Annotated in this window: 30 protein-coding genes; 17 read left to right on the top strand and 13 right to left on the bottom strand. The window is 65.9% G+C overall.

Annotated features, from left to right (window positions below; genetic code table 11):
- Positions 1–221: 221 nt before the first annotated feature.
- From NCR34_RS27385 to NCR34_RS27370, 4 genes are all read left to right on the top strand, one after another.
- Positions 222–440, top strand: a complete 219-nt coding sequence (locus NCR34_RS27385) for a hypothetical protein (protein ID WP_250501375.1) — start codon at positions 222–224, stop codon at positions 438–440.
- Positions 441–709: 269 nt separating this feature from the next.
- Positions 710–3,133 (top strand): EAL domain-containing protein, encoded by a 2,424-nt coding sequence (locus NCR34_RS27380; protein ID WP_248323601.1) that lies wholly within the window; start codon positions 710–712, stop codon positions 3,131–3,133.
- Complete coding sequence (locus NCR34_RS27375; protein WP_502800131.1) at positions 3,111–3,881, top strand: iron-containing redox enzyme family protein; 771 nt, start codon at positions 3,111–3,113, stop codon at positions 3,879–3,881. Before NCR34_RS27380 ends, NCR34_RS27375 begins: the two co-directional genes overlap by 23 nt.
- A gap of 87 nt (positions 3,882–3,968) precedes the next feature.
- Positions 3,969–4,697, top strand: coding sequence for an OmpW/AlkL family protein (locus NCR34_RS27370; RefSeq protein ID WP_248323602.1), 729 nt, complete (start codon positions 3,969–3,971; stop codon positions 4,695–4,697).
- 43 nt (positions 4,698–4,740) lie between these two features.
- Here the strand turns inward: NCR34_RS27370 and NCR34_RS27365 are convergent, their stop codons facing one another.
- The 5 genes from NCR34_RS27365 to NCR34_RS27345 are packed head-to-tail and all read right to left on the bottom strand — an operon-like array spanning position 4,741 to position 8,583.
- Positions 4,741–5,022 carry a DUF3072 domain-containing protein gene (locus tag NCR34_RS27365; protein ID WP_248323603.1) on the bottom strand — a complete coding sequence of 94 codons (282 nt, stop codon included), beginning with the start codon at positions 5,020–5,022 and terminating at the stop codon, positions 4,741–4,743.
- Positions 5,023–5,081: 59 nt separating this feature from the next.
- On the bottom strand, positions 5,082–6,467 hold the full coding sequence (locus tag NCR34_RS27360) for a hypothetical protein (protein ID WP_250501374.1): 1,386 nt from the start codon (positions 6,465–6,467) through the stop codon (positions 5,082–5,084).
- Complete coding sequence (locus NCR34_RS27355; RefSeq protein ID WP_250501373.1) at positions 6,464–7,432, bottom strand: alpha/beta fold hydrolase; 969 nt, start codon at positions 7,430–7,432, stop codon at positions 6,464–6,466. The genes NCR34_RS27360 and NCR34_RS27355 overlap by 4 nt, the downstream gene beginning before the upstream one ends.
- Before the next feature lie 55 nt (positions 7,433–7,487).
- Positions 7,488–8,354, bottom strand: a complete 867-nt coding sequence (locus tag NCR34_RS27350; protein ID WP_206469731.1) for an MBL fold metallo-hydrolase — start codon at positions 8,352–8,354, stop codon at positions 7,488–7,490.
- Between the two features lie 37 nt (positions 8,355–8,391).
- A complete protein-coding gene (locus NCR34_RS27345; protein ID WP_250501372.1) occupies positions 8,392–8,583 on the bottom strand; it encodes a hypothetical protein in 192 nt (63 codons plus the stop codon).
- A 206-nt stretch (positions 8,584–8,789) separates the two neighbouring features.
- Here NCR34_RS27345 and NCR34_RS27340 point away from each other — a divergent pair, with 206 nt between their 5' ends.
- From NCR34_RS27340 to NCR34_RS27320, 5 genes are all read left to right on the top strand, one after another.
- Positions 8,790–9,608, top strand: a complete 819-nt coding sequence (locus NCR34_RS27340) for an OBAP family protein (protein WP_250501371.1) — start codon at positions 8,790–8,792, stop codon at positions 9,606–9,608.
- A 36-nt stretch (positions 9,609–9,644) separates the two neighbouring features.
- Positions 9,645–9,887, top strand: coding sequence for a hypothetical protein (locus tag NCR34_RS27335; RefSeq protein WP_175943667.1), 243 nt, complete (start codon positions 9,645–9,647; stop codon positions 9,885–9,887).
- Between the two features lie 49 nt (positions 9,888–9,936).
- A complete protein-coding gene (locus tag NCR34_RS27330; protein WP_250501370.1) occupies positions 9,937–10,158 on the top strand; it encodes a DUF2795 domain-containing protein in 222 nt (73 codons plus the stop codon).
- 71 nt (positions 10,159–10,229) lie between these two features.
- Entirely contained in the window at positions 10,230–10,691 is a 462-nt protein-coding gene (locus tag NCR34_RS27325) for a DUF3597 domain-containing protein (RefSeq protein WP_250501369.1), read from the top strand.
- A 101-nt stretch (positions 10,692–10,792) separates the two neighbouring features.
- Positions 10,793–11,092 carry a DUF6723 family protein gene (locus NCR34_RS27320; protein ID WP_241270027.1) on the top strand — a complete coding sequence of 100 codons (300 nt, stop codon included), beginning with the start codon at positions 10,793–10,795 and terminating at the stop codon, positions 11,090–11,092.
- Positions 11,093–11,116: 24 nt separating this feature from the next.
- Here the strand turns inward: NCR34_RS27320 and NCR34_RS27315 are convergent, their stop codons facing one another.
- The 4 genes from NCR34_RS27315 to NCR34_RS27300 all read right to left on the bottom strand — a co-directional run bounded on the left by NCR34_RS27315 (position 11,117) and on the right by NCR34_RS27300 (position 15,323).
- The gene (locus NCR34_RS27315; protein ID WP_248323611.1) at positions 11,117–11,824 is read right to left on the bottom strand and encodes an MgtC/SapB family protein; all 708 of its coding nucleotides are present in this window, start codon (positions 11,822–11,824) and stop codon (positions 11,117–11,119) included.
- Positions 11,825–12,159: 335 nt separating this feature from the next.
- On the bottom strand, positions 12,160–13,299 hold the full coding sequence (locus NCR34_RS27310) for an L-dopachrome tautomerase-related protein (RefSeq protein ID WP_250501368.1): 1,140 nt from the start codon (positions 13,297–13,299) through the stop codon (positions 12,160–12,162).
- Between the two features lie 17 nt (positions 13,300–13,316).
- On the bottom strand, positions 13,317–14,342 hold the full coding sequence (locus NCR34_RS27305; RefSeq protein ID WP_250501367.1) for an SDR family oxidoreductase: 1,026 nt from the start codon (positions 14,340–14,342) through the stop codon (positions 13,317–13,319).
- Positions 14,343–14,417: 75 nt separating this feature from the next.
- Positions 14,418–15,323, bottom strand: a complete 906-nt coding sequence (locus tag NCR34_RS27300; protein ID WP_250501366.1) for a LysR substrate-binding domain-containing protein — start codon at positions 15,321–15,323, stop codon at positions 14,418–14,420.
- A gap of 101 nt (positions 15,324–15,424) precedes the next feature.
- Here NCR34_RS27300 and NCR34_RS27295 point away from each other — a divergent pair, with 101 nt between their 5' ends.
- Genes NCR34_RS27295 through NCR34_RS27280 form a run of 4 tightly spaced genes read left to right on the top strand, consistent with a single transcriptional unit; the run spans position 15,425 to position 19,129 of the window.
- A complete protein-coding gene (locus NCR34_RS27295; protein WP_250501365.1) occupies positions 15,425–16,573 on the top strand; it encodes an NAD(P)/FAD-dependent oxidoreductase in 1,149 nt (382 codons plus the stop codon).
- The gene (locus tag NCR34_RS27290) at positions 16,566–16,859 is read left to right on the top strand and encodes a (2Fe-2S)-binding protein (RefSeq protein ID WP_250501364.1); all 294 of its coding nucleotides are present in this window, start codon (positions 16,566–16,568) and stop codon (positions 16,857–16,859) included. The genes NCR34_RS27295 and NCR34_RS27290 overlap by 8 nt, the downstream gene beginning before the upstream one ends.
- Entirely contained in the window at positions 16,856–18,304 is a 1,449-nt protein-coding gene (locus NCR34_RS27285; protein ID WP_250501363.1) for an FAD/NAD(P)-dependent oxidoreductase, read from the top strand. Before NCR34_RS27290 ends, NCR34_RS27285 begins: the two co-directional genes overlap by 4 nt.
- A gap of 27 nt (positions 18,305–18,331) precedes the next feature.
- Entirely contained in the window at positions 18,332–19,129 is a 798-nt protein-coding gene (locus NCR34_RS27280) for an ABC transporter substrate-binding protein (protein WP_250501362.1), read from the top strand.
- 24 nt (positions 19,130–19,153) lie between these two features.
- Here NCR34_RS27280 and NCR34_RS27275 read toward each other — a convergent pair whose 3' ends face one another.
- Positions 19,154–19,567 (bottom strand): NUDIX domain-containing protein, encoded by a 414-nt coding sequence (locus NCR34_RS27275; RefSeq protein WP_250501361.1) that lies wholly within the window; start codon positions 19,565–19,567, stop codon positions 19,154–19,156.
- Between the two features lie 179 nt (positions 19,568–19,746).
- On the opposite strand from NCR34_RS27275, the gene glpD reads away from it, so the two are divergent.
- Positions 19,747–21,294: a glycerol-3-phosphate dehydrogenase gene (gene glpD, locus NCR34_RS27270; protein WP_250501360.1), complete on the top strand. Its 1,548-nt coding sequence runs from the start codon at positions 19,747–19,749 to the stop codon at positions 21,292–21,294.
- Here glpD and NCR34_RS27265 read toward each other — a convergent pair.
- Together NCR34_RS27265 and NCR34_RS28135 are read right to left on the bottom strand one after the other, a co-directional pair.
- Positions 21,234–21,698, bottom strand: a complete 465-nt coding sequence (locus NCR34_RS27265; RefSeq protein WP_248323621.1) for a hypothetical protein — start codon at positions 21,696–21,698, stop codon at positions 21,234–21,236. The two genes, glpD and NCR34_RS27265, sit on opposite strands and share 61 nt — an antisense overlap.
- A 26-nt stretch (positions 21,699–21,724) precedes the next feature.
- The gene (locus tag NCR34_RS28135; RefSeq protein ID WP_284506719.1) at positions 21,725–22,051 is read right to left on the bottom strand and encodes a zinc ribbon-containing protein; all 327 of its coding nucleotides are present in this window, start codon (positions 22,049–22,051) and stop codon (positions 21,725–21,727) included.
- Between NCR34_RS28135 and NCR34_RS27255 the strand changes: the two genes are divergently transcribed.
- The 3 genes from NCR34_RS27255 (at position 22,031) to NCR34_RS27245 (ending at position 24,062) form a co-directional block, all read left to right on the top strand.
- Positions 22,031–22,537 (top strand): ferritin-like domain-containing protein, encoded by a 507-nt coding sequence (locus tag NCR34_RS27255; RefSeq protein WP_248323622.1) that lies wholly within the window; start codon positions 22,031–22,033, stop codon positions 22,535–22,537. The genes NCR34_RS28135 and NCR34_RS27255 overlap by 21 nt on opposite strands.
- Positions 22,538–22,821: 284 nt before the next feature.
- On the top strand, positions 22,822–23,697 hold the full coding sequence (locus tag NCR34_RS27250) for a manganese catalase family protein (RefSeq protein ID WP_250501359.1): 876 nt from the start codon (positions 22,822–22,824) through the stop codon (positions 23,695–23,697).
- Positions 23,698–23,807: 110 nt separating this feature from the next.
- Positions 23,808–24,062 carry a DUF378 domain-containing protein gene (locus NCR34_RS27245; protein WP_175943701.1) on the top strand — a complete coding sequence of 85 codons (255 nt, stop codon included), beginning with the start codon at positions 23,808–23,810 and terminating at the stop codon, positions 24,060–24,062.
- A 51-nt stretch (positions 24,063–24,113) separates the two neighbouring features.
- On the opposite strand, the gene NCR34_RS27240 is transcribed toward NCR34_RS27245, so the two are convergent.
- On the bottom strand, positions 24,114–25,343 hold the full coding sequence (locus tag NCR34_RS27240) for a phosphatidylserine decarboxylase family protein (RefSeq protein ID WP_248323624.1): 1,230 nt from the start codon (positions 25,341–25,343) through the stop codon (positions 24,114–24,116).
- Position 25,344 lies beyond the last annotated feature (1 nt).

The following is a 25,344-nucleotide window of genomic DNA, read 5'->3' as shown; positions in this document are numbered from 1 at the left end:
AGTTCGCAGTAACACGCAGCATGCGCGGGGGCCACAAGGCCCCCGCGTTATATCCGCGTTTTTTCCGCTTTCCTCGCTTCGCCTTTCTCCGTCCCCCGCTTATCTCTCGGCCATCTCCGGCCAGATCTTTCGGCCCAGACGATTTTTTCTGGCGTCTATCGAGGGCGCATTGTCCTCCGGCTTTTTCCGCATCGACGGAAAGCCACGACCTTAAAACTAAAATGAACACGACTCAACATTACCGCGGTTATGCGGTGCACGCGTTCGCGCATCCGCTTCGCGACAAAACTTTCTCCGCCGATCTCCTGCTCGAACGCGACTCCGCCAGCGAGCACGACGCGCAATACCGCTTCTACTCGCTGGATTACTTCGCCAACGAAGCCGACGCCGTCGAGTACTCGCGCCAATGGGCTCGCGAGTGGATCGACACGCGCGGCTAATCCTCGCGGCTAATCATCCTTTCTTTCCGATTCCCCTCGCAGCAGGGACCGCTTTTTACCTCACAGACTTTAATCGCCCGACGTTATTCGATAATTAACATTCAACGCACCAAACGTTTGCCAACGCCGCTCGGCCCTCAAGGCCGGACGCCTGCTGCCGATATTCCGGATGAGGGTGAATTAACCGGATAGTCCGGTCGGCGTGGTCGTTACTCGGGCCAGCAGTCGCATCGCTCAAGACGTATCAAGCGAACAACAAGAAGGTAAACATGCGCGTTGCCCCCAAGACGACAAACCGGCAACTATTCAACACGATCTGGCCGTTTCTCGCGGTCGTCATCTCCCTTCTGGCGATGGCGGCGACGAGTCTCGCCATCATGTCGTCGGTGCGCGCGTATATCGGCGGTGAAAGCACCTGGTCCAAAGGACAGAAGGACGCCGTTTTCTATCTCGCGCGCTATGCGCAGACCGGCGACGAACAGGCGTTCCGTCAATACGAAGACGCGATCGCGTATCCGCTCAGCCTGAAGCGCGCGCGGCTCGCGCTCGACCGGCCCAACCCGAACGTGCCCGAGGCGCGCGCGGCGCTGCTCGCGAGCGGCGTCTATCCCGCCGACGTCGGCGCGGTGATCTGGGTGTTCCGCACCTTCCGGCGCGCGAGCTACTTCCAGGAAGCCGTCGCGTACTGGACGGCGGGCGATCTGCTCGTCGACCAGCTCACCGATGCCGGCAGGAAGCTGCGCGACGCCGTCAGAAGCGGCCCCGCGGCTCGCGGCGAAGTGGAAAGCCTCACCAACGAAGTGTGGAACATCAACGGTTCGATTGCGCCGATCTCGCGCGCATTCGCCGACGTGCTCGGCTCGGCGTTCCGCCAGACGGCGATGCTGCTGTTCACCGTGAACGTCGTGGTCGCCGTGCTACTCGTGTGTCTGTCGGCGTGGTATGCGCGACGCTTCATCACCGCGCGGCTCGAAACCGAGAACGCGCTGCGACGAAGCGAGGCGCGCGCGAAGGCGACGCTCGGCTCCATCGGCGAGGCGGTGATTTCCGTGGGGCCGTCGGGTCTCGTCGAGTTCATCAACCCCGCCGCCGAGAAGCTCTTCTGCCGCGAAGCCGCTGCGTGCGTGAACCGGCCGCTGGGCGCGCTCGTCACGGTGGCGCGGGAATGGGATCGCCGCCCGGTCGATGTGATCGACGAAGCGCTCAAGGGCGCGGAGCCGGAGGAAGCCGGCGGCGACCTCATTCTCACGAACGCGCTGGGCAAGGATATCGTCGTGCAGGCGATCACGTCGCTCGTGCGCGACACGTCCGATACGTTGACGGGCGTCGTGCTGCTGCTCAGGAACATGACGCGCGAGCGCGAGTACGTCTCGAACCTCGCGTGGCAGGCGACGCACGACGGCCTCACCGGACTCTTGAACCGCACCGAATTCGAACGGCGCCTCAGCACGGCGCTCGATCCCGAGTCGGATGTGGACGACTCGCATCGCGCGCAGATGCTGATGATGCTCGACCTCGACCAGTTCAAGGTCGTGAACGACACCTACGGTCACGCCGCCGGCGACGCGATGCTGCGCGAAGTCGCGCTCTTCATCGAACAATGCCTGCGCGAAGAAGACGTGCTCGGCCGCCTGGGCGGCGACGAGTTCGGCGCGCTGCTCTGCAATTGCGACAAGCATCGCGCGATGCAGATCGCGGAGCGCTTGCGCAAGGACGTGGCGGCGTTCGAATGGTCATGGGAGACGCATCGCCTGTCGACGAGCGTGAGCATCGGCGTGGTGGATCTGCGGCAGACCGGGCTCGACGTGGAAACCGCGATGCGCTACGGCGATATCGCCTGCTATCTCGCGAAGGAGCGCGGCCGCGACCGCGTGCATCTGGCTGTGCCCGGCGACAAGGAACTCACGCGCCATGCGAGCGAAATGTCGTGGTGCGGCCGCATCAAGGACGCGCTCGCGAACGACCGCTTCTGCCTGTATGCGCAGGACATTCAGGCCACCGACCCGCGTGCCGGCCGACACGAAGAACCGGAGCAGCACGTCGAAATCCTGTTGCGCATGGTCGGCGAACGCGGCGATATCGTGCCGCCCGGCCTTTTCATGCCGGCCGCCGAACGCTACGGCCTCATGTCGGCCATCGACCGCTGGGTCGTGCGCGCGGTCTTCTCGACGCTCGCGAACACGCCGCCGTCCTATCGCATGCAGTACGCGATCAATCTGTCGGGCGCGTCGATCGGCGACGAACGCTTCCTCCAGTTCCTTAACGAGCAGTTCGCCATCAGCGGCGTCGCGCCCTCGGCGATCTGCTTCGAAGTGACCGAAACCACCGCCGTCGCCAATCTCGCCGCGGCCGCGCGCTTCATCCGCGAGTTGAAGAAGCGCGGCTGCAAGTTCGCGCTCGACGACTTCGGCGCGGGCATGTCGTCGTTCGGCTATCTGAAGCACTTGCCGGTCGACTACATCAAGATCGACGGCGGTTTCATCAAGGACATGCTCAAAGATGCCGTTAATCGCGACATGGTCGCCGCGATCAACGACATCGGCCATTCGATGGGCCGTCTGACGATCGCGGAGTATGTCGAAAGCGAAGCGATTCTGCGCGCATTGCGCGAGATGGGCGTCGATTTCGTTCAGGGGTTCCATGTTGGGCGCCCCGCGCCTTGGGCACAGCATGTCGAACCTATCAACATCTAATCAGGAGAACACGTTGGATCCGACTTTTCAGCGGGTGGGCGATTTGAAAGACATCGCAAGTTACCCGGCCTGGCTCGGCGATGTGCTGGCCGAAACCAAAGAAGCAAAGCTGGCCGTCGTCTCGCATCCCATTTTCGCGGCGATGCGCGAAGCCAAGCTCGAGCCGCGTCAGGCGGAAGCGTTCCTCGTCAACGGCTGGCCCGTCGTCGAGCAGTTTCCGCAATACATGGCGATGAACCTGCAAAAGGTCCGCTACGGGCACTCGCGCGGCGAAGACCTCGCGCGGCGCTATCTCACGCGCAATATCCGCGTCGAACAGAACCACGCGGACTACTGGGTCGACTGGGCTGCCGCGCACGACGTGAGCAAGCGCGACCTGATGAAGGCGAACGGTCCGTCGCTCGCCTACGCGCTCAGCCACTGGTGCTGGAAGAGCAGCAGCACGGACGCGCTCGCGGCGAGCATCGCGGCGACCAACTTCGCGATCGAAGGCGTGACCGGCGAATGGTCCACGCTCGTGTGCAGCACGGACACGTACGCGAACAGCTTTCCGGTATCGATCCGCCGCAAGGCGATGCGCTGGCTCAGCCTGCACGCGCACTACGACGACGCGCATCCGTGGGAAGCGCTCGAAATCGTCGCGACGCTGCTCGGCAATGCGCCGGGCGTCGACGAAGTGCATGCGGTCAAGCGCAGCATCGCGATGAGCTACGAGTACTTCAAGATGAGCCTCGACTGCTGCCTCTAACCGCGAGCATCGCCGTTGCGGCAAATGATGGCCCGCGCAGCGCGAAGGCGCGCTGCGCAGGACCGGTACCCTATCTGGACAAGAAGAATGAAAACGAAGCAAATCGCGTGTGCGGCGGCCGCTGCCTTATGTGTCGGCGGCGCTCACGCACAGGCGGCGGGAAATATCGTCGTCAACGCGGGGTGGATGCACTTCTCGCCGCAGGATTCCAGCGAGCCGTTCAAGATCAACGCGCTGGGTCAGACGATGACGCAGCCGGACGCGGGCGCGTCGGTGAGCAATGCCGACACCTTCGCGGTCACGACGACCTACTTCTTCACCGACCATATCGCCGCTGAAGCCGTGATGGGCGTGCCGCCGAAGTTCAATCTCGACGGCACGGGCACGCTCGGCGCCATCGGCAAGCTGGGTTCGGCGCGAGAATGGAGCCCGACGCTGTTGCTGAAGTACTACTTCGGCAGCGCGCAAAGCCGCTTCCGTCCGTATATCGCGGCGGGCGGCGCGTACGTGTGGTTCTCGGATACGAAGCTCACCTCGCCGATGGCGAACGGCGCATTTCTCTATTCGAGCCAGTTCGGCAATGCGCTGACCGGCCCCACGACCGTGAGCCTCAGCAGTTCGTTCGCGCCCGTGGCCAACGCCGGCTTCACGTACAACTTCACCGACCACTGGTCGGCGTCGTTCTCGCTGTCGTACATGTGGCTGTCGGCGCGCGCGCGTCTGGAAACGCAATCGGCCGTCGGCACGGTGCGCAGCGAATCGAAGATCAAGCTCAACCCGATCGTGAGCTTCCTCTCGGTCGGCTACAAGTTCTGACGACGCGCCGCCGCGCTCTCGCGCCGGGCGGCGCGGCGGGCGGTCAGGACTTCTGTCCCCTGCCCGTCTTCGCCTGAAGCTCGTCGATCCTGCGCGACGCATCCGCTTTCGACAGCGACGCGTCGAACGGCTCCTTCGCCTCTTCGGAAAGCGTCTTCAGATATGACGCCTGCGCGCCCGTCATCGGCTCGTCGCCGGTCACCCACTCGTCGGGGTCCTTCTCGGCATTCGATGTCGGCGACGCCTTCGGGTTGTCGATACGCGGATCGCTCTGATCGCTCTGATCGTCCTGACGCTCTGCGTTTTCGGTCGGTTGTCCTTTCATGGCCGCTTTCTCCTGCGATGTCTATTAGCGCGTCTTGTCCATGCAAGCTGCGTGCCTCGTCACAACTGGCGCATCTGCACGCCGTGACGCGGGCCGTGCGCGCGCAGGCCGGCTTCGAATTGCGATAGCGTCATCGGCGGCGGCGGGTCGGCTTGCGGACCGAGTTCCGCGAGCGCCCGGCCGAAGCGCGCGAACGTCGCGAAGTCGCGCGGATAGCGGCGCGTATCGACGCCGAGAAAGCGCCCTTCTCGCCTGCTTCGTTCGAGCAACGCGCGCCACTTTGCAATCGGCGTCACGCCGACGCCTTCCGTGCCGTGCGAGAACAGCATCAGGTCGATCTCATCGAACGATTCGGAATCCAGAAAGCGCCGCAGCGTTTCAGCGGACGGGTCCGTGCAGAACACGAGCCACAGCGGAACCGCGCGAAGGCGCAAGGTCGTGTACGGGTCCATCAGAATGAACGAATCGACGACGAGCCGCGCCGCTTCCACGTTCATGCTGCGATACCAGTCGCGAATCATCCGCGCCGCGACGAAGCTCAACGACTCGGGCTCGTCGAAGCGCATTTCCACCACGCGCCAGTTCTTCTCGCGGGCGAGCGCCACGATGCTCTCGGTCAGCGCGGCATCGAAGCCCCATTCGGCCTCGGGCGCGCGCTCGGTCGGCGCGGGCGGTTGCCATCGCGGCCAGCGCGAGCGGTAGCGACGCAGATACTCGGTCACGCGCGGACTGCCTTCGAAGTACTCGGCCTCGGTCGCGCCGCCGAGCGCGCCGAACTGATACACGGACCGGTCGCTCGTGCGCGTGACCGGCCAGTCGCGCGTGCAGGTGTTGATATAAATGGTCGCGTTCGGCGCGAGGCTGCGCAGCAGGAACTCGCGATACGCCAGCGGCAACGCGCGCATCTTCAGCCGGAAGTAGCTCATCGCGGACAACATCAGCCGGTCCTGATTCGGGTCCTGCATGTGATGCACGGCGATGCGCGGATCGGCGGCGAGCAAGTCCTCGACGATCCGCAAGCCTTCGCGAAAGCCGCGCTCTGCGTCGTCGGGATCGGAAAACGGCGCGCGCACCGGACACATGAACGTCTGCGGCAGCCACGGCACGCCCATCGCGGCGGCCAGATGCATGAGCGCGCCATTCGACGAGCCGATGAACGCGGCATCGAAGGTCCGTTGCGGATACAGTCCCGCAATCCATTCGCCGATGCCTTCCACATCCAGCTTGCGAGCCGCGCGCGGCGCGATGCCCTCGGTCATGCCGCCGATCGAGTAGGCCCATTCGCGCGGCCGACGCGGCAACTGGTTCAGCGCGGGCATCAGGCTGTCGAAGAGCGGCGACTGGCTCGGACTCGTGAACCGCTCGCCATGCAGCGACGCCGCGAGCGCCTGCACCATGCCGGCGGCGGAATCGAAACGCGCGATGCCGGGTGGAGGTCTCGTCATGCGCGCGCGGCTCCCTTGTCGCTGTTGACGCCATCGACGCCATCGAGCAGAAACGGGCGAATGGCGAGCGCCATGCTATGCGGATACACATAGTTGAGCGTATGCGTGCCGCCTTCGATGACGAGCAGCTCGCCATGCGGCAAGCGCTCTGCGACTTCGCGCGCCCATGCGAGCGGCACCACCGGATCGCGCGAACCCACGACGACGAGCGTCGGCGCCTGCACGCGCGAGAGCTTGTCCTCGATGCGGTCGCGCACGAGCTCGCGCATCGTCGCGAAGGCGCGCAAGAGTCCGGCTTTCGCATAGTCGATGCGCCCGAGCGCCGCCGCCGACCGCGCCCGTTCCAGCCGCCCGTTGCGCCAGTCGCGCAACATCTGCACGGGCAGAAAACGCGCCGCGCGGTCCACGGTCGGCCCTTGCAGCACGAGCTTGTCGACGCAGCCGGGAAAGCGCGCCGCGAACTCCGCGAGTATCTGACAGCCGAACGAATTGCCGATGAACACGGCCTTGTCGATGCCGCGCGCCGCGAGCCACAGGCGCAGCGCATCGGCGAGTTCGGGCACCGTGAGCGCGCGCTCGCGCGTCGGGCTTTCGCCGAAGCCGGGAAGATCCGGCGCGTGAACGTCGAGGCCGTCGATGGCATCGCGCAGGGCGAGCGCGAGCGGCTCCATGTAGCGGCTCGAAATGACGAGGCCGTGCACGAGCACGACCGGCACGCGCGAGCCACGCCCTCCGCGCAACGCGTGCCGCGAAAACATGCGGTAAGGACCGGCCTGCGTCGTGCGCGCGGTGATGCCTGCGTTCGCGCTGGCTTCGGAAAGCGCGGGCGTGCGCCTGAGCCGCTTCCATTCGACGGCCGCCCAGGCCGCAAGCGCGCAGGTGCCCGCTACCGCGAGCGCAGGCCAGGCGGAGCGTGCGGATCGCGCAACGTGTGCGGATGCGTGTGATCGAACGCGTCGTGTCATGCCCTCGATGAGCGAATCCCGTGCCCGCTTCACGTCATCGCTTCACGTTATCGCCTCACGCCATCACGAGATGCTCCGCCGGAATGCCCGGCGAGCGTCCGGCCAAGCGCTCGAATTCGAACGGATCGTGGCTGCAAAACACCGTCAGCTCCGAACCCGCCGTGCGGCACAGTTCCCGCAGCCGCGCCTGATTACGCAGGCGGGCCGCGCGGTCCTTCTCCAGCATCCACTGATAGAACGCGAGGCCCGGCGTGCAGCGCGGCCGCTCGGCGTCCATCTCGGTGTGGAAGAAATACGCATCGGCCGCGAGCAACAGCCACCGGTCATCCTTGCGCACGGCAATGCCCGCGTGCCCGAACGTGTGGCCGGGCAGCGGCACGAAAGCGATGTCGTCGCGAAAGCCGGGCAGCGGCCGCACGCTGTCGAAGCCGCGCCACTTCTCGCCGTCCGCGCGATGCACTTTCCAGTTGCCGCGCGTCGACCACTGCTGCGGACGAAACCGCTGCCGGTCGAGCCACGTCTTCTGCGCGAGCGCATAGTCGCGCTCGATTTGCAGCATATGAACCGTCGCCTGCGGGAAGTCGTCGAGTCCGCCCGCGTGATCGAAGTCAAGATGACTCATCAGAATGTGGCGCACATCGCTCGCCCTGAAGCCGAGCCGCTCGATCTGCCGCACCGCCGTCATTTCCTCGCGGAAATCGGGCTTAAGCATGAACAGGAAAAACGTGCTCAGGCGGCTCTGCGGATTGGCGACATCGCGCAGGCCGAAGCCTGTATCGACGAGCACGAGTCCGTCGTTCGTTTCGATCAGCAGGCAATGGCAGGTGAGTTCGCCGCGACGCAGGAGGCTCGGCGTGCGCCCGTCGAAGAGCTTGCCGCCGAGCGGACAACTCGAAATGCAATTCAGATGATGAACGCGCATGGCGGCTCGATCCCTGCGTTGACCGGTCGCGCGGCGCTTACGACTGTCCGCCGCCCGAGGGTTTCACTTCGGACAAGTCGTCCGCCTTGACTTCGGCTTCGCGCACGGTCGTGCCTTCGTCGTCGGTTTCGGAGATGTCGGTCGTGAAGGTTTCGTCGCTGCCGCTTTGCGCTTCGTCGTTGCCGTTCTGGGACTGTTCCGGCTTGCCGTTTTGCGATGACGTGCTCATGTCGATCTCCTGATGATTCGGTGTCGGGAAGTGCTCGTTGCAGCGAGCCGTCGCGGCGCGTCATGGCGTCGCGAGAAGCGGCCCGTGCCGCACGGCCACCGTCAAGCAATCGCGGTGCCTTAGCTCGCAGCGTGCGCGACGCATTGCGCCGGAACGGTGATTGCTTCGTTCACCCGAAGGAGCCATGCGAAGGAACGGAGGCATCGATGCGCAACCGGCGTGAACTGTCGAACGAATTGAGCGGAGCAAGCGAATCCAGCGGATCGGACGCCTTCATGCCGCTCGCGGCGGGCGTCGTCGCCGGTCTCGCGGCGGCGGCAGGCGTTCTGATCGGACGCCGCGCGAATGCCATCTCGCGCGTGGGCGAGGGTCATTCCGCCAAGCATCGACTGCTCGACCTCACATCGGGCGTCATGCAGCCGAAGTATCCGCTTTCGGCCATGAGTACGTGGCTCAACGGCTTTCACATGTATGCGGACGACATGGGCCGCCAGGTCGAGGCGCATCACTTCTGCATTCATCTTCGGCACGACCTGCATCAATGCGTGATCTTCGATTCGAACCGGCCGGACGCGCGTCTCATCGGCATCGAATACATCATTTCGGAAGAGCGGTTCAGGCAGTTGCCGGCGGAAGAAAAACGCCTGTGGCACAGCCACCACTACGAAGTGAAGTCCGGCACTCTGATTGCACCGGGCATTCCGGAACTCGCCGAGCGCGCCTATTTCCAGGACCTCGTGTCGACGTACGGCAAGACGTTTCATACATGGCAGATCGACCGCGACGATTTTCCGTACGGCCCGCCGCAACTGATGATGGGTTTCACGCAGGACGGTCAGGTGAACGAGGCGATGGTCGCCGAACGCGACGCGCGTCTCGGCGTCTCGTCTGAAGACCGCAAGCGCAGACGCTACGGCATTCCGGTGCCGGACATCGCGGAAGGCGCGAATGCGTGGGAAAGCGGCACGTCGGTGCAGACGACGCTCGTCGAAGTCCCGTTCAGGGACGTGAGCGGGTCGTCGTGATTCCATAACGCAGCACGAAGCACGGAGGACGAAAGCATGGTCAGGAACAGCACAACCCGGGTTGCAACGCTCGCCGCGCTGCTCGTCGCACTGTCGCTCACGGCGGGCTGCAAGCGCGGCGGCGACGCGAGCAGCGGAGCCGGCGGCGGCGCGGCAAGCGATACGTCGGCGGCGGCCGCATCCGCGTCGATGGGTTCCGCGCCCATGGCGTCGGCGCCGGCCGCGGCGAGCTTCCCCGCGACCGCCGCGAGCGACGCGCCCGCAGGCGCGAGCCAGTAGTCAGGCGCCGCGGCGTCAGTCGCGGCTGCAAACACACTTCACAGGAGAGATGAGAATGGCGAACAACCAGTCCGGCGGATCGAACAGCATGTTCATCGACATGCAGAAGGCGCTGAAAGGCATCGACTATCCCGCCGACAAGCAGACGCTCCTCGACACCGCTCGCAGCAACGGCGCGAGCGAGGAGGTCACGAACGCGCTCGACGCGTTGCCCGATCAGGAATACGAAATTCCCGCAGCCGTATCGAAGGCGGTGGGTCAGGAGAGTTGAAATTCTTTCCGTCGCGGCGGCCGCGGCAGCGCGGCCGGCGCGCATTTTCATTCTTTCGATAGGAGAACCTGATGAGCATTTTTTCGACCATTCTGAACAAGATTTTCCCGCACGATCACCCGGCCGCCACCGCATCGGGCGGCGCGACACCGCCTGCCGCGAACAATGCAGCGGGCGGCGCGACAGCAGCGGCGCAAGCCAGCCCGACCGCGACGTCGGCGGCGCCGGCCACGTCGGGCGCCGAGCCCGCGCGTCCGCCCGTCACGCCGATGCCTGAAGTGGATGTCGACGCCATCCTCTCGCAGAAGCAGCAGCAGCACGGCGCCAATCTGAACTGGCGCACGTCGATCGTCGACCTGATGAAGCTGCTCGACCTCGACAGCAGCCTTCAGGCGCGCAAGGAACTCGCAACCGAGCTGCACTACACGGGCAACACGGACGACTCCGCATCCATGAACATCTGGCTGCACAAGGAAGTGATGAAGAAGCTCGCCGAGAACGGCGGCAAGGTGCCGGACGACCTGAAGAGCTGACGCCCCGCGCGGCCGGTTCCGCACTGCGCCGCGTGGTCATCGGAGTTCGGCACAGCGAATGCTTAATAGCTGCGTCGACTCCTTTCTCAATGATCCCGGCCATGAAAGAACCGGTCTCGCGACGCGCGAAGCTCGTCTTGTTCCCGTGGAAGAAGGACCATGCGGCCAAGCCCGGCCTCAACGAAGACGACTACGCGGTGTACGCGTCGTATCGACCGCACGTGAGCGGCGGCTTCGTCGGCACGCTGAAGGTGGTGCGGCTGACGGATGCGCGCCTGCTCTATCCCTTCGATGGCGCCGAGGAACTCGGCCCGTTCGATTCCAAGGATGCCGCGAAGAACGCCGCGCAGACGCGCGGCAAGCAGATCGTCGACGCGGATCTCAAGACGCCCGAACTTTGAACGACGCCGCGCGCCGCTATTGCTTTAGCGCGTGAGGGACCATTCGGTCTGCGCCGCGCCTGCCTTCATCGCCCATTCGGCGAACGGCGGCAATTCACGCGCATTCGGCGCGCCGTACCAGCGCACCTCGTAACGCTCCTCGACGCGATTCCCCGGCTGTCCCGACGCTCCAGCCACGGCGGCGAGGCGGCAACCGCGCGCGCGCATCGATTCGATGAGCGCTTCCTTCGAGAAGCGTCCGGGCTCGTAGGTGATCTTCAGTTGTGCCTGATTTTCGCGCGGAATCCGCACTTCGATTGCCTTCATGAACCACAGCACGACGATGCCCAGCACGACGCCCGCGACGCCGAGCCCGAGTTGTCCGCCGCCGAAGCACAGGCCGACCACCGTCACGAACCACAGGGTCGCGGCCGTCGTCACGCCTTTGACGAGTCCGTCCTTGCGCATGATGGCGCCCGCGCCGATGAATCCGACGCCCGACAGGATGCCGAGCGGCAGGCGCATCACGTCCATCTGAACGAAGGACTCCGGCGTCTTGCCGGACTGGGACAGCAGCGCGTTGACTTCGAGCATCGAGAGGCACGCGGCGAGGCAGACGAGCAGCGTCGTGCGCAGGCCCGCGACCTTGCCGGATTCGCCCCGGTCGAAGCCGATCAGGATGCCTGCCACCGCGGCCAGCAGCAGGCGTATGAAGACGTCGCGCCATTCGAGGGTGAGCGGCATCAGCCCCATGGTCGTTCTCCGTTTTTGTCGTGTTCGCGGCCGGTCTTGTTGATTAACACGGTCTTTGCGGCCCTATGCGGAGGATGTCAAGCAAATGTCGAACCAGGGGTGTGTTTCACGCGTTCGGCGGTCGTGCTTTGACCTGTGGGCTGCTGGCCTTGCTTTCGTGATTTAGTGCGCGAGCTTTTGAAGCGACGCGACGAGCAGACGGCGGCAATGCGGGGCGGCCGTGGCCGAGGACACTCGCGTGCGAGCGGACAGGACGCGCGAAAGCAGATCGAGTGCGACGAATGCGGCGATCCATGCAGCGCGCCGCCATCCGCCGATCTATAAACGGCACCGACTCACCTCCGCCGAATCGCATATAACGAAGTCGGCAGCGCGATCGGGTTATCGGGCTTGAACCAGCTCATGTCCGGAATGCGCGAGTCAGTCACATACACCGTGCCGTCCGGTCCTTGCGTGAACGTGTCGGGCCAGCGCAACTGCGGATCGCGCAGCAGCGTCCAGAGCCGGTCGCCCTCGCGCACGCGCACCGCGTGATCCTCGACGCCCGACACATACAGCCGGCCGCGCCGGTCGAAAAGCAACCCATCCGCCGGCCCGTCAATGCCCACCGTCTCGACGCGCGACGACATCTGCTGCGCGCTCAGTTGCGGATTCTGCAGCGCGTCGGTGGCGATGCGATACAGCGTCTTGCCCTTCACCGCCTGCCAGTACAGATAGCGGCCGTCGGGCGTGAGCGCGATGCCGTCGGCCGAGAAGTTCACGCCGCGGCCATCGGTCTGACGCAGCGGCTTGCCGTCGACGGTCACGGTCACAGTCTTGTCCGACTGCGTGCTCGGATCGCCGTCCAGAAGCCGCCGCGCGACGCCCGTCGTCCGGTCGATCACGACGATCGCGCCATGCGCCCCGGAATCGGTGATGTAGACGAAGCGGCCATCCGGGCTCAGGCGCACGTCGTTCAGATAGCTGCCTTGCGGCGCGATGCTCTCATCGAAGTGAAACACATGCGCGATCTGGTTCGTCGCGAGATCGATCTGCGCAAGCTTCGGCGCCCCCGGCACGACGAGCGACTGCGCCGGCGCGCCGGGGTCCAGCACCCAGAGATTGCCCTGCTTGTCCGCCACGACCGACTGCACGCACACCCAGTGATCCTGAGGCGAAATCTCGTCGCGGCGCGCGTTGCGCCACGCGTTCCACTCGGCGTCCGGGAACGGCCGCAGGTCGCCGCTCGCGCCGAGTTCCGCCACCGAGATCGGCGCGTCCTCCGTCCAGCGCGGGAAATTGACGAAGGTGCGGCCCGTCGGCGAGACGGTCACGCCCGTGACCTGATGTTCGAATCGCGCGACGAGTTGCAGCCGCGCGCCGCCGTGACGCTCGCTCGCGGCGACATCGCCCGTGGGGTCTTGCGCAAGCGCGGATTGCGCGACGAATGCAAATGCGAGGCTTGCGGCGGCGACACAGCGGCTCAGTCGGTACATGGTCGACTCCTGGTTAGTCAATAAGCGTCGCGCGTCTGGCGCACATAGCGCCGCGCCATCATTACGAGCAGCACGGCAGCCGCGCCGGTCAATGCCGCGCGCGCCCCCGCCGGTTGCAGGCGCGCGCCGGTGTACAGGCTGAATTCGCGCACGCGGCCGTTCTTGCCCGAGCGTTCGCGCAGATCGCCGCCGCCTTCGTAGAGCGCATCGCCGCTTTGCTTCGGTTCGCCCTTCGATTGCGCCTTCACGCCCAACAGGCTCGCGATCGCATCATAGAGACGCGGCGCGCTCTGACCGAAGCTCGCCATCGCCCGCGACGCGCCGCCGACATAGATATCGCGCTCCGGACGCACGGCCGCGTGAAGAATCGCCTTCGCGACGACGTCCGGCGCATAGACCGGCGGCGGCAGCTTCGGCTCTTCGTCGAGATAGTTCTTCGCGTGTTCGACGAACAGCGTGTCGATGCCCGCGGGCTTGATGAGCGTCACCGACACCGGCACCTTCTCGTTCTTGAGTTCGAGACGCAGCGAGTTCGTGAAGCCCTTCACCGCGTGCTTCGAAGCGACGTACGGCCCTTGCAGCGGGACCGCGACATCGGATAGTTCGCTGCCCAGATTGATGAGCGCGCCGCCGCGTTCGCGCAAGTGTTTGACCGCCACGCGCGAGCCGTTCACGACGCCCCAGTAGTTCGTCTCGAAGAGCTTGCGCTGGTCTTCGAGCGAGACATCGGCGATGCGGCCGTAGACCGAGACGCCCGCGTTGTTGATCCACGTATCGAAGCCGCCGAAGCGGTCGATGGCGGCATCGGCGGCGGCCTGAAGCTGGCTTTCGTCGGCGACATCCGCGGCCGTGTACGCGACGGCGGGCGCGCCGTCGCTCGTGAGTTCGTCGGCGAGGACGGCAAGCGCGGTTTCGTCGCGCGCCACGAGCATGAGCCGCGCGCCTGCCTTCGCCGCGCGCCGGGCGGTGGCAAGACCGATCCCGCTGGTCGCGCCGGTGAGGACAATCGTCTGTTGATCGAGAGGCTTGAGTTTGATTCGCATGGGCATGTCCGGAAGGTTGGAAATCCGGTTGCATGCAGCATCCCGCGTTCCTTGGGGGGTCTGACGGTTGGCGCCTCAGCCCGCAATAAGTGCTGAAAATGCTTGGCGCATGTCGCTGACGAATGCATCGCATGCGACGGAGAGCGGCTGCGACGCGGGCGTGACAATGTAGAAATGATCCGGCACGGCGGGCTCGAACGGCTTTACGGCCACGCGTTGACGCGCATACGCGGCGGTGACCGGATCGATCAGCGCGACGCCTGCGCCGTTCGCCACCAGTGCGACGATGGCTTGCGAAAGCTGCGCCTCGATGACGAGATCGCGGCTCACGTCGTGATCGACGAAGACGCGGTCGATCGCGCTTCGCGCATCGAAGCTCAGCGGAAACGAAATGAAGCGCTCGCCGCGCAGATCGGCGGGGCGTAACGCAGCCTTGCGCGCCAGCCGATGTCCGCGCGGCACGATACAGCGCATGACCGCAGCGGCAAGACGCTCGCTGCGCACCGCGTGATGCGGAATCGGCTCCGCGATAAGCCCGACATCGCACTGTCCGGACGCCACTTTGTCGACCACCGTGGTCGCGCTGTGCGCGAGCAGCGTCACGTCGATGCCCGGATGCGTCTCGACGAAGCGCGCGATCACGGCCGGCAGCAGATCGAGCGCGACCGCGGGCGACCCGGCCACGCGCAGCGACCCGCGCCGCATCGCGCGAATCTGCTGCGCCGCCTGCGTGATGCGGTCCAGTCCGACGAACGCGCGCTCGACTTCCTCGAAGAGCACGCGCGCCTCGGCAGTCGGGACGAGCCTGCCCTGCTGACGCTCGAACAACACGAACCCGACGCGGCTTTCCAGATCGGCGATCAGGCGGCTCACGGCGGGCTGCGAGACATGCAGCGATGCCGCGGCGCGCGTCACCGTGTGGCGCAGCATCACGGCGCGAAAGGCTTCGATCTGACGCAGGCGGAGGTCGGAGGCGGTCATAACATTGGATTATAGATGACGAAAGATTCGTCATTTGACGCCCCTTTTTGCACGCAGCACCCTTGCATCGGGCACATAACTGATGCGGGAACGAGCAGCGAATGCAGGAATCGACACGCCATAACACCGGACGACTCGCCTTCGATTTCGTCGTGATCGGCGGCGGACTCGTCGGCATGGCGATCGCCTACGGGCTCGCGCGTGGCGGCCAGCGCGTGGCCGTCTGCGATGGCGCGGATTCCGCGTTTCGCGCGGCGCGCGGCAACTTCGGCCTCGTCTGGGTGCAAGGCAAGGGCGGACGATGCCTGCCGTACGCGCAGTGGTCGCGCGAATCGTCCGAACGCTGGGGCGCGTTCGCCGCGCAGTTGCGCCGCGAAACGGGCGTCGAGACGGGTTTCGAGCGGCCGGGCGGCATCGAGTTGTGCGAGACGGCAGAAGAACTCGAAGCCGGCCAGCGCCTGCTCGAATCGCTGCGCGCGCAGGACGCCTCGCTCGACTATCACGTGCTCGACCGGCACGCGCTCAAGCAGCGCATTCCGGCGGCATCGAGCGCGCTGGCGGGCGGCCTCTATTCGCCGAACGACGGCCACGCGAGTCCGCTCTACACGCTGCGGGCGATGCAGCAGGCGTTCCAGCGCCACGGCGGCGTCTACTTGCCGAGCAACGAAGTGCGCGAGATTCGTCCGCGCGCGAGCGGGTTCGAGGTCGTCGCGGCGTCGGGCGTGCTGGACGCGGGGCGCGTCGTGCTCGCCGCGGGCCTCGACAATCTGCGCCTCGCGCCGATGGTCGGCATGCACGCGCCGATCACGCCGTTGCGCGGACAGATCATGGTGACGGAGCGCCTCGCGCCGTTTCTCGACTATCCGACGCTCGTCGTGCGGCAGACGCCCGAAGGCTCCGTGCTGCTCGGCGACTCGGCCGAGCACGCCGGCTTCGACGACGGCCAGACGCGCGCCGTCATGGCCGACATCGCGCGCCGCGCCCGCACGGCGTTTCCGGTGCTCGCGCACGCGCGCATCGTGCGGGCGTGGGGCGCGCTGCGGATCATGACGCCCGACGGCCTGCCGGTCTACGAGGAGTCGCGCGCGCATCCCGGCGCGTTTCTCGCCATCTGCCACAGCGGCGTCACGCTCGCCGCCGCGCACGCCGACGTCATCGCGCCGTGGATCGCGGGCGGCGCAAAGCCGCCGGTCCTTCTGCCGTTCGTCGCCACGCGCTTTTCGAATTCGACCGATGCACACCATGTTTGAACCTCTCACCGCTCGCGCTGCCGCGACTGTCCGCATTCATATCGACGGCGCAGCGCGGCACGTTCCGAGCCATTACTCCGTCGCCGCCGCGCTGCTGGAAAGCGGGCAGGCCGCTTGCCGCGCGACACCCGTGACCGGCGCGGCACGCGGCCCGTTCTGCATGATGGGCGTGTGCTTCGACTGCCTTGTCGAAATCGACGACGTGCCGAACCAGCAGGCGTGCATGACGCGCGTGCGCGAAGGCATGCGCGTGCGCTCGATGGCCGGCCGCGCGAGGCTCGCATGACGCAGACGTCCTGCGACCTGCTGATCGTCGGCGCGGGACCGGCCGGCATGGCCGCCGCCATCGAAGCCCGCGCGGCGGGCCTGTGCGTCGTCGTCGCCGATGAAGGCGAAGCGCCCGGCGGACAGATTTATCGCAATGTCGCCGAATCGCCGCTCGCCGACGCACGCCTGCTCGGCGACGACTACGCCGCTGGACGCGCGCTCGTCGAGCGTTTCGTGGCAAGCGGCGCGCGGCATCTCGCGCGGTGCGTCGTGTGGCAGATCGCGTTCGAAGAGGGCATCGTCGCAATGCTTACGCGCAGCGCGAGCGGCGCGGAAGCGGGCGGCACGCTGGAGCTGAAGGCCCGAGCCGTGTTGATCGCGACCGGCGCGCAGGAGCGCCCGTGGCCGGTGCGCGGCTGGACGCTGCCGGGCGTGATGGGCGTCGGCGCGGCGCAGACGCTTCTGAAATCGGCGGGACTCGCGCCTTCGCAGGACGCGGTGCTCGCGGGCAGCGGACCGCTGCTGTGGCTCTTTGCTTCGCAACTGATCGCGGCGGGACGCAGCGTTCGCGCCATTCTCGATACGACGCCCGCGGGCGCGTTCAGGCGCGCGCTGCCGCACGCCCTGCCCGCGCTCCGAGCCGCCGACTATCTCGCCAAAGGCGTGCGCATGATGCGCACGGTCGCGAAAGCGGGAATCGACGTGCATCGCGGCGTGAGCGAAGTGTCCATCGAAGGCGAGACCGAAGCGCAACGCGTGCAATTTCGCGACGCACGCGGCGCGCGACATGCCATCGATACATCGCTCGTGCTGCTGCATCAGGGCGTGATCCCGTCGACGCAACTCGCGCGCTCGCTCGGCTGCGAGCACGAGTGGGACGCGGCGAGCGCCTGCTGGCGTCCGCGCACCGATGCAAGTGGCCGCAGCAGCATCGACCGCGTGTGGATCGCCGGCGACGGCGCGGGCATCGGCGGCGCGAAGGCGGCCGCGCACGCGGGCACGCTCGCGGCGCTCGACATCGCGCGCCGGCTCGATGCCATCGACGACGCCACGCAGGCCGCGCGCAGCCGCCCGGCGCAACGCGCGCTGCGCCGCCATCTCGCGGTGCGCCCGCTGCTCGACGCGCTCTACACGCCGCCCGCCGCGCTGCGCCGTCCCGCTGACGACGACGTGATCGTCTGCCGCTGCGAAGAAGTCAGCGCGGGCGAGATCCGCCGCATCGCCGCGCTCGGCTGCCAGGGGCCGAATCAGATGAAAGCGTTCTCTCGCTGCGGCATGGGGCCGTGCCAGGGCCGCTGGTGCGGCACGACTGTGGGCGAACTGATCGCGGAGGTGCAGCAGCGCGGCGTCGCCGATGTCGGCTACTACCGCATCCGCGCGCCGATCAAGCCGGTCACGGTCGAACAACTGGCCGATTCCATCACGCTCGACGACGACTTCGCGCGCGGCGACTTTCCCAGCTAATCAACCACACCACACGGAGCCAACACGATGACCCCACACTCGAGGAAGATTCTCGCCGCCGCAGCGCTCGCCATGATGACGGCGGCCGCCTCGCTTTCCGCGTCCGCGAAGGAATGGAGCACCATCCGCATGGGCGTCGATCCGACGTATCCGCCGTTCGAATCGGTCGCGAAGGACGGCGCGGTGCAGGGCTTCGACATCGACCTCGGCAACGCGCTGTGCGAGCGTCTGAAGGCAAAATGCGTGTGGGTGCAAAGCAGCTTCGACGGCCTGATTCCCGGCCTGCAGGCGCGCAAGTTCGACGTGATTCTCTCGTCGATGGCGGCGACCGCCAAGCGCCGCGAGCAGATCGACTTCACGGACCGGCTGTATCGCAATCAGACGCGCCTCATCGCCCGCGCCGATGCGCACTTGCTCCCGGAAGCCGCGAAGCTAGCGGGCAAGCGCGTCGCGGTCGAGCAAGGCACCGTGCAGGAAACCTATGCGCGCGAGAAATGGGCGGCCGCCGGCGTCGAAGTGGTGCCGTATCCGAGCTACGACCAGGCGTACGCCGACCTGGTCGCGGGCCGGGTCGATGCCGTGTTGATGGACGCCGTGCAGGGTCAGTTGGGATTTCTCGCGACGCCGAGCGGCAAGGGCTTCGCGTTCGCGGGCGACGTGGTGTATGACCCGAAGATCATGGGCGACGGCGACGCCGCCGGCGTGCGCAAGTCCGACGTCGATCTGCGCGACGCGCTCAACGGCGCGATCGCGGGCATGCTGCGCGACGGCTCGTATCGCAAGATCGAGGCGAAGTACTTCGACTTCGACATGTACGGCAAATGAACCGGCGCGGTGCGCGTGGCGCGTTCACGCCCGCGCGCCGCTCGCCCCGAACGCGGCATGCGCCCGCCGCGGCCCGCCCGCGCGCTGCATCGTCAGCGCGACGATCTCGCGCGTCGGAATGCTGGTCGCAAGCGTCGCGACCTGCCTCGCGCTGAACCAGTCGCAGCGCGTGATCTCGTTGCGCGGCACCGGAATCGCCAGATCGCCGATAACCGCGCCGAATACGTGATGGTGCTTGTTCATGCCGCCGAACAAAAACAGGTACTTGAGTTCGCCGACCACCAGTCCGGTTTCTTCCTCCAGCTCGCGCCGCGCCGCCTCTTCCGGCGACTCCTTGCGCCAGATCGTGCCGCCCGGCAACGCCCAGCGGGAACGCTTGCGCGCGACCAGCAGAATCTTCGTGTCGCGCGTGCAGATGATGGTCGCTCTCTCTTTCATCGTCGTCGGGCGTTGCGGCTTGGCAGCAGCGCGCGGCAGCGCATTGGCGCCGCGCGGATTTCGTTGCAGAATCCGTTAGCCATAACCATGCCGCGACGCGCGGTGTCTGACTGAACGGGCCGCAAACCATCGGCCGCGCGCCGGCTCGGACTAAACTAGCTGCATCATACGGAGACAGCATGGTCGAGCCTTCGCAGTGGGACGTTCTCGTAGTGGGCGGCGGCATCAACGGCGCGGGCATCTCGCGGGATCTGGCCGGGCGCGGCGCGCGCGTGATGCTCGTCGAACAGGACGACCTCGCGCAACACACGTCGTCCGCAAGCACCAAGCTCATTCACGGCGGCCTGCGCTATCTGGAATACCACGAGTTCGGGCTCGTCAGGAAGGCGCTCAAGGAACGCGAGGTACTGCTCTCCATCGCGCCGCATCTCATCGCGCCGCTGCGCTTCGTGATGCCGCACGTTCCCGCGCTGCGCCCCGCATGGATGATCCGCGCGGGCCTCTTTCTGTATGACCACCTGAGCCGCCGCGCCGTGCTCGAAGGCTCGCGCGGCGTCGACTTGCGCACGCATTTCGCGGGCGCGCCGCTCGTCGATTCGATCACGCGCGGCTTCATCTATTCCGATGCCGCCGTCGACGACGCGCGGCTCGTCGTCCTCAACGCGCTGGATGCGCAAGAACGGGGCGCGCAGATCGCGACGCGGACGCGCTTCGTCGGAGCAACGCGCGGCGAGCGCCAATGGCGCGTCGAACTGAGCGATGCGTCCGGTCATCGGCGCGACGTGGCGGCGCGCGCCATCGTCAACGCGGCGGGTCCGTGGGTCGGCGCGCTCGCCGCCGGCGATTCCACCGCGCGCCCGATGCGGCTCGTGAAGGGCAGTCACATCGTCACGCGCAAGCTGTTCGATCACGATCACGCGTACATCCTCCAGAACGACGACCGGCGCATCGTGTTCGCGATTCCGTGGCAACGCGACTACACGCTGATCGGCACGACGGACGTCGACTATCAAGGCCCGCTCGCGGACGTGCGCATCGCGGATGACGAGGTCGAGTATCTGTGCGCCGCCGTGAACCGCTATTTCCGCCAGCCGGTGACGCCTGCGGACGTCGTCTGGTCGTATGCAGGCGTGCGGCCGTTGCTCGCGGACGGCGCGGATGACGCGGCTTCCGCCACGCGCGACTATCGGCTCGAACTGGATACGCGCGGCGCGCCGCTCGTCACCGTATTGGGCGGCAAGATCACGACCTATCGGCGGCTCGCGGAAGAAGCGGCGGAGCAGCTCGCCGCGCCACTTTCGCTGACAGCGCCTGCATGGACGCACGCCGCGCCGCTTCCCGGGGGCGACATGCCGGATGCGGATTTCGCGCGCTTCCTGCGAGCTTTTCGCGAGCGGCATCGCTTTTTGTCGGCGGAACTGGCCGAACGCTATGCGCGCGCATACGGCACGCGCGCCGACGCCATGCTCGATGGCATCGACACGATGTCCGTCATGGGAACGATGCTCGCGCCCGGGCTCTATGAATCCGAAGCCGCGTATCTCGTCGCTCACGAATGGGCGCAAACGGCAGACGACATTCTCTGGCGCCGCACGAAGCTCGGCATGCGCGCGAGCCCGGCCGACGTCGAGCGGCTGAACGCGTGGCTCGCCGCGCGCAATCGAAATCAGCGCGATGCGCGGCGCAACAGTCCGGCGAGCGCGAAGCCCGCGCCGAGCGCGACGTAGGTGAGCGCGAGCCCCTGATTCGACAGATGCGCTTCGTATCCCGGCGTCAGGCGCTTGGGCACGACATGGTAGTCGACGACATACGCGACGGCGCTCGTCGTGGCCGCCGATGCCGCGATCTTCGCCGGCGACGGACGGCGGCCGCATAGCGTTTCGAACAGCACGCCCCAGAAGACTGCGCTGCCCAGGTGAATGCCCGCGCCGGTGCCCGTGTATTTCGCGCTGAGACGCTCCTCGCGCGGCGCGGAATCGGGCCACAGACAATGCGTGACCGCGTTCATCACGGCGTAGGGGCGATGCCCCGACTTCGCCGCCAGCGCCGCCGCGATCGCAGCCGACGCCAGTCCTGCCACGCCGCCCGACGCGAGCGCGCGCATCAGTGCGCTATCGGATGTGGAATTCATGCGCTTCGCCTCCGCTTTAGGCATGCCTAGCTGCTCTTGTTGCCCGGCTCGCGAACGCGCGTCGAGTAAGTATCGTTGCCGCATTTCGGGCACTTCGGAATGGTGTGGCCCTTCGTGACATGCGTCGAGTGATGGCACTTGGCGCAACGGAAATCGCCGGTTTTCTCAGCCTTCTCGCCTGAATGAGCTGACATGGTTGCCTCCGCTTCGGACTCCGTTCTTTCTATGTGCCCAGCAAGCGTTATTCCGAACTGATGGAGCCTCGCGGCACAGGGATTGCGCGTCAACGGATACGCGCGGTGAAGCGCGTTTCTCTCGACAAGGAGCACGTGATGACCGAACCCGCTGAACATTTGTTGGACTGGCTACGCGATGCGCACGCCATGGAGCAGCAAGCCGAACAGATGCTGCGCGCGCAATCCGGCCGCCTCGAAAACTATCCGCAATTGAAGGCTCGTATCGACCAGCATCTGGAAGAAACGCTCGGGCAGCAGAAGATCGTGCAGGAATGTATCGAGCGCCTCGGCGGCACGACCTCGATCATGAAAGACCTGACCGCGAAGATGATGGCGTTCGGGCAAGCCGCTGGCGGCATGACGCAAACCGACGAAGTGGTGAAGGGCGCGATCATGAGCTATGTATTCGAGAACCTGGAGATTGCGTCGTACACGTCGCTGATCGCGGCAGCCGAGCGTTGCGGCGACGCGCAGACGAAGGCCGCCTGCGAGCGCATTCTTCCGCAGGAGCAGGCCATGGCGCAGTGGCTGCTCGAACATATTCCGTCCATCTCGACGCAGTATCTGGAGCGTTCCGCCACCGGCCAGGAAGCGAAGAAATAAGTCGTGCATGCCGGGGCCGCCGCTCGGTGGCACGTCCGTTGCTGAATGGAAAACGCCCGCCCGTTCGTATGTCCGAGCATGCGACGGGCAGGTTTCCATCGATACCGCGGCACTCTTCGCCGCATCACGCCAGCGCGAATCTCCTGCGCTGAGGCTCGCAGCAGCACGACTGCAAGTGACGTCACGACGCCCTCACTGTCGCTGCGAGTAGAAGCCTCTTGAAACCTCGTTCGGGTGCCGCTTGCGCCGCAAGCGCCGCTCGTCCATAACCAGGAGCCGTTGATATGTTCGTACATAACAAACGCCTGCAATATACCGTCCGCGTGGCAGCCCCGAATCCCGGCCTCGCCAATCTGCTCCTCGAGCAGTTCGGCGGCCCGCAAGGCGAGCTTGCCGCCGCCATGCGCTACTTCACGCAAGCAGTGACCGAAGACGATCCGGGCCGCAAGGACATGCTGTTCGATATCGCGACCGAAGAGATGAGCCACCTGGAAGTGATCGGCAGCATCGTCGCGATGCTGAACAAGGGTGCGAAGGGCGCGCTTGCCGAAGCGGTGGAGCAGGAAGCCGAGCTGTATCGCTCGATGACGGGCAACGGCAACGATTCGCACACGACCGCGATCCTGTACGGCGCGGGCACGCCGCTCACGAACTCGGCCGGCGTGCCGTGGACGGCGGCGTATATCGACACCATCGGCGAGCCGACGGCTGACTTGCGCTCGAACATCGCGGCCGAAGCGCGCGCGAAGATCGTCTATGAGCGCCTGATCAACGTGACGGACGATCCGGGCATCAAGGACGCGCTCGGCTTTCTGATGACGCGCGAAATCGCGCATCAGAGGTCGTTCGAGAAGGCGCTGCATTCGATCCAGCCGAACTTCCCGCAAGGCAAGCTGCCGGGCGTGCCGGAGTTCACCAGCGTGTACTACAACATGTCGAAGGGTGAAGACGCGCGCGGCCCGTGGAACGAAGGCGGCGACTGGAAGTTCGTCGCGGACCCGCAGCCCGCAGTCGATGGCGGCGACGGTACGGCAACGGTGCAGGTGTCGGAGCAGGACGTCGAGACGCTGCAGGCAATGGCTGCCCGCACGGCATCCGACCCGACGGCCGATCCGACGACCGGCGCGGACCTCGGCGCCGGACAGGCAGTGAGCAAGTAACGGTTCTTGCAGGACGCCGGCGCCGCTGGAAGAGCGGCGCCGGCGAGATTCCAACGCCGTTCACGGACGGTGCATTCAATGTAGCACTTTTGTCAACGTGGAGTTTAGTTATGCCAACTGTCACTTCGAAGGGAACGGTCGCCGTTCATCGCAGCCCGGTGGACTGGCTTGCAGGCGCGCTCGTCATCATCGGCGCGCTGAACTGGGGGCTCGTCGGCCTGATGAATTTCGATCTCGTCGCGGCCATCTTCGGCGCGGGATCGCCGGGCGCGCGCATCGTCTATGTACTCGTGGGACTCGCAGGACTGTATTCGCTGATCCGGGCTTTCATGCCGGCGCGCGAGCATGGCCTTGCTCATCACTGAACGGCGCGCCGCGCGTGCGTCAGCGCGCGGCGCACCTTTCGCGTCACTTCGTCATCGCGCGGTACAGAGATGCGCGTTGACCTTGACGGGCGCCGCATTCTTCTCGAATGGCGGCTGCGGCACGAAGCTCTGAATCACGCCGGGCCTGAAAATCAGGCAATACGTGGAGCCGCCGTACTGGAAGTAGCCCAGTTCCTCGCCCTTTTTCACGCGCTGGCCGGGCAGTGCATCGATCATGCACGAGGACACGTCCGCCATGCCGATGAACACGCAGGCCACCTCGCCGATCGCGGGGTCGTCGCTCTCGATCACGATTACCGCCCGCGCCGCCACCGCGCTGATATAGCCTTGCGAGTCGTTCAGGCTGCTCGGCTCTTCCCCTTCGGATTCGGCGTCGGAATAGTAGGTGCCATCGACCAGATACGACTTCGTGATGGTCCCGCTCACCGGCGCGTGCCAGCGGTGATAGTAAAACGCGCTCAAGTACGCCTGATAGATGGTGCCGCCGACGAAGCGTTTCGCCAGTTCCATCTCCTTCGCGGTGAAGATTTCCTGTAGCGAGTAAGGCTGCGACTTGATCCAGAACGAGTCCTGGAGCTTGACGTCGTGCTTGATCGCATAAGGCGATGCCTCGCATGCGCTCACGATGACCTTGTCGTTCTCCGGCTCGGCGACGGGCCGCGCGCCCGGCTTGAACTCGCGCGTGAAGAAGTGGTTCCATGAAGAGAAGCCCCAATAGGGCTTGTCCCTGTCGCACTGAAACTGCGAGAGGCCGATTTGCTTGTCCGCCTCGGGACTGAACCATCCGTTCGGCGACGACGTGTTCAGATGCGTGCGCGAATACGGCCCGCTGAGAAAGCCCGACCACACGTTCAGAATACGCTTCAGGTGCCTGTTGAACGCGGGATCGCGAAAGAGCGAGTAGCCGGAAGGCATCACCATCGGCCAGTCGAGCAACGCGTTCACCGGACAATGAATCAGGCTCTTCTCGCTGAACGGCGGCGCGTAGGTGAGCATGGCATCGAGCAGAACCACGAATTCGTCGATGTTCGCGTAGGCGAGTTCGAAGCCTTCTTTCTTGGCCTGCTCGATGGCGCTCGTGAACTCCATCCGCACCACCGGGTCCTCGCGTATGAAGGCGGCGAATTCTTTCACCACGCTATGCATCTCGGCCTTGCCGGCGCGCTCGCGTGCATAGGCGGCGAAGTTTCTGCGAAAGCTCGCGATCGCTTCCTCGCCGTCGGGCAGCCAGCCGCCCAGTCGTTGCTTTTCTCGGCTCATG

The organism is Caballeronia sp. GAWG1-5s-s, assembly GCF_023631445.1.
Classification (GTDB): domain Bacteria; phylum Pseudomonadota; class Gammaproteobacteria; order Burkholderiales; family Burkholderiaceae; genus Caballeronia.
This window is presented reverse-complemented; position numbering and strand designations above follow the sequence as displayed.

Excerpts from the sequence above, each read along its gene's own strand:
- NCR34_RS27305 (WP_250501367.1), bottom strand. The coding sequence starts at position 14,342 with ATGCGAATCAAACTCAAGCCTCTCGATCAACAGACGATTGTCCTCACC.
- glpD (WP_250501360.1), top strand. The coding sequence starts at position 19,747 with ATGGTCGAGCCTTCGCAGTGGGACGTTCTCGTAGTGGGCGGCGGCATC.
- NCR34_RS27295 (WP_250501365.1), top strand. The coding sequence starts at position 15,425 with ATGCAGGAATCGACACGCCATAACACCGGACGACTCGCCTTCGATTTC.
- NCR34_RS27350 (WP_206469731.1), bottom strand. The coding sequence starts at position 8,354 with ATGCGCGTTCATCATCTGAATTGCATTTCGAGTTGTCCGCTCGGCGGC.
- NCR34_RS27275 (WP_250501361.1), bottom strand. The coding sequence starts at position 19,567 with ATGAAAGAGAGAGCGACCATCATCTGCACGCGCGACACGAAGATTCTG.
- NCR34_RS28135 (WP_284506719.1), bottom strand. The coding sequence starts at position 22,051 with ATGTTCAGCGGGTTCGGTCATCACGTGCTCCTTGTCGAGAGAAACGCG.
- NCR34_RS27280 (WP_250501362.1), top strand. The coding sequence starts at position 18,332 with ATGACCCCACACTCGAGGAAGATTCTCGCCGCCGCAGCGCTCGCCATG.
- NCR34_RS27265 (WP_248323621.1), bottom strand. The coding sequence starts at position 21,698 with ATGAATTCCACATCCGATAGCGCACTGATGCGCGCGCTCGCGTCGGGC.
- NCR34_RS27250 (WP_250501359.1), top strand. The coding sequence starts at position 22,822 with ATGTTCGTACATAACAAACGCCTGCAATATACCGTCCGCGTGGCAGCC.
- NCR34_RS27240 (WP_248323624.1), bottom strand. The coding sequence starts at position 25,343 with ATGAGCCGAGAAAAGCAACGACTGGGCGGCTGGCTGCCCGACGGCGAG.
- NCR34_RS27330 (WP_250501370.1), top strand. The coding sequence starts at position 9,937 with ATGAGAATGGCGAACAACCAGTCCGGCGGATCGAACAGCATGTTCATC.
- NCR34_RS27315 (WP_248323611.1), bottom strand. The coding sequence starts at position 11,824 with ATGGGGCTGATGCCGCTCACCCTCGAATGGCGCGACGTCTTCATACGC.
- NCR34_RS27365 (WP_248323603.1), bottom strand. The coding sequence starts at position 5,022 with ATGAAAGGACAACCGACCGAAAACGCAGAGCGTCAGGACGATCAGAGC.
- NCR34_RS27255 (WP_248323622.1), top strand. The coding sequence starts at position 22,031 with ATGACCGAACCCGCTGAACATTTGTTGGACTGGCTACGCGATGCGCAC.
- NCR34_RS27300 (WP_250501366.1), bottom strand. The coding sequence starts at position 15,323 with ATGACCGCCTCCGACCTCCGCCTGCGTCAGATCGAAGCCTTTCGCGCC.
- NCR34_RS27345 (WP_250501372.1), bottom strand. The coding sequence starts at position 8,583 with ATGAGCACGTCATCGCAAAACGGCAAGCCGGAACAGTCCCAGAACGGC.
- NCR34_RS27290 (WP_250501364.1), top strand. The coding sequence starts at position 16,566 with ATGTTTGAACCTCTCACCGCTCGCGCTGCCGCGACTGTCCGCATTCAT.
- NCR34_RS27375 (WP_502800131.1), top strand. The coding sequence starts at position 3,111 with ATGTCGAACCTATCAACATCTAATCAGGAGAACACGTTGGATCCGACT.
- NCR34_RS27325 (WP_250501369.1), top strand. The coding sequence starts at position 10,230 with ATGAGCATTTTTTCGACCATTCTGAACAAGATTTTCCCGCACGATCAC.
- NCR34_RS27285 (WP_250501363.1), top strand. The coding sequence starts at position 16,856 with ATGACGCAGACGTCCTGCGACCTGCTGATCGTCGGCGCGGGACCGGCC.
- NCR34_RS27320 (WP_241270027.1), top strand. The coding sequence starts at position 10,793 with ATGAAAGAACCGGTCTCGCGACGCGCGAAGCTCGTCTTGTTCCCGTGG.
- NCR34_RS27340 (WP_250501371.1), top strand. The coding sequence starts at position 8,790 with ATGCGCAACCGGCGTGAACTGTCGAACGAATTGAGCGGAGCAAGCGAA.
- NCR34_RS27380 (WP_248323601.1), top strand. The coding sequence starts at position 710 with ATGCGCGTTGCCCCCAAGACGACAAACCGGCAACTATTCAACACGATC.
- NCR34_RS27335 (WP_175943667.1), top strand. The coding sequence starts at position 9,645 with ATGGTCAGGAACAGCACAACCCGGGTTGCAACGCTCGCCGCGCTGCTC.
- NCR34_RS27360 (WP_250501374.1), bottom strand. The coding sequence starts at position 6,467 with ATGACGAGACCTCCACCCGGCATCGCGCGTTTCGATTCCGCCGCCGGC.
- NCR34_RS27370 (WP_248323602.1), top strand. The coding sequence starts at position 3,969 with ATGAAAACGAAGCAAATCGCGTGTGCGGCGGCCGCTGCCTTATGTGTC.
- NCR34_RS27355 (WP_250501373.1), bottom strand. The coding sequence starts at position 7,432 with ATGACACGACGCGTTCGATCACACGCATCCGCACACGTTGCGCGATCC.
- NCR34_RS27310 (WP_250501368.1), bottom strand. The coding sequence starts at position 13,299 with ATGTACCGACTGAGCCGCTGTGTCGCCGCCGCAAGCCTCGCATTTGCA.
- NCR34_RS27245 (WP_175943701.1), top strand. The coding sequence starts at position 23,808 with ATGCCAACTGTCACTTCGAAGGGAACGGTCGCCGTTCATCGCAGCCCG.
- NCR34_RS27385 (WP_250501375.1), top strand. The coding sequence starts at position 222 with ATGAACACGACTCAACATTACCGCGGTTATGCGGTGCACGCGTTCGCG.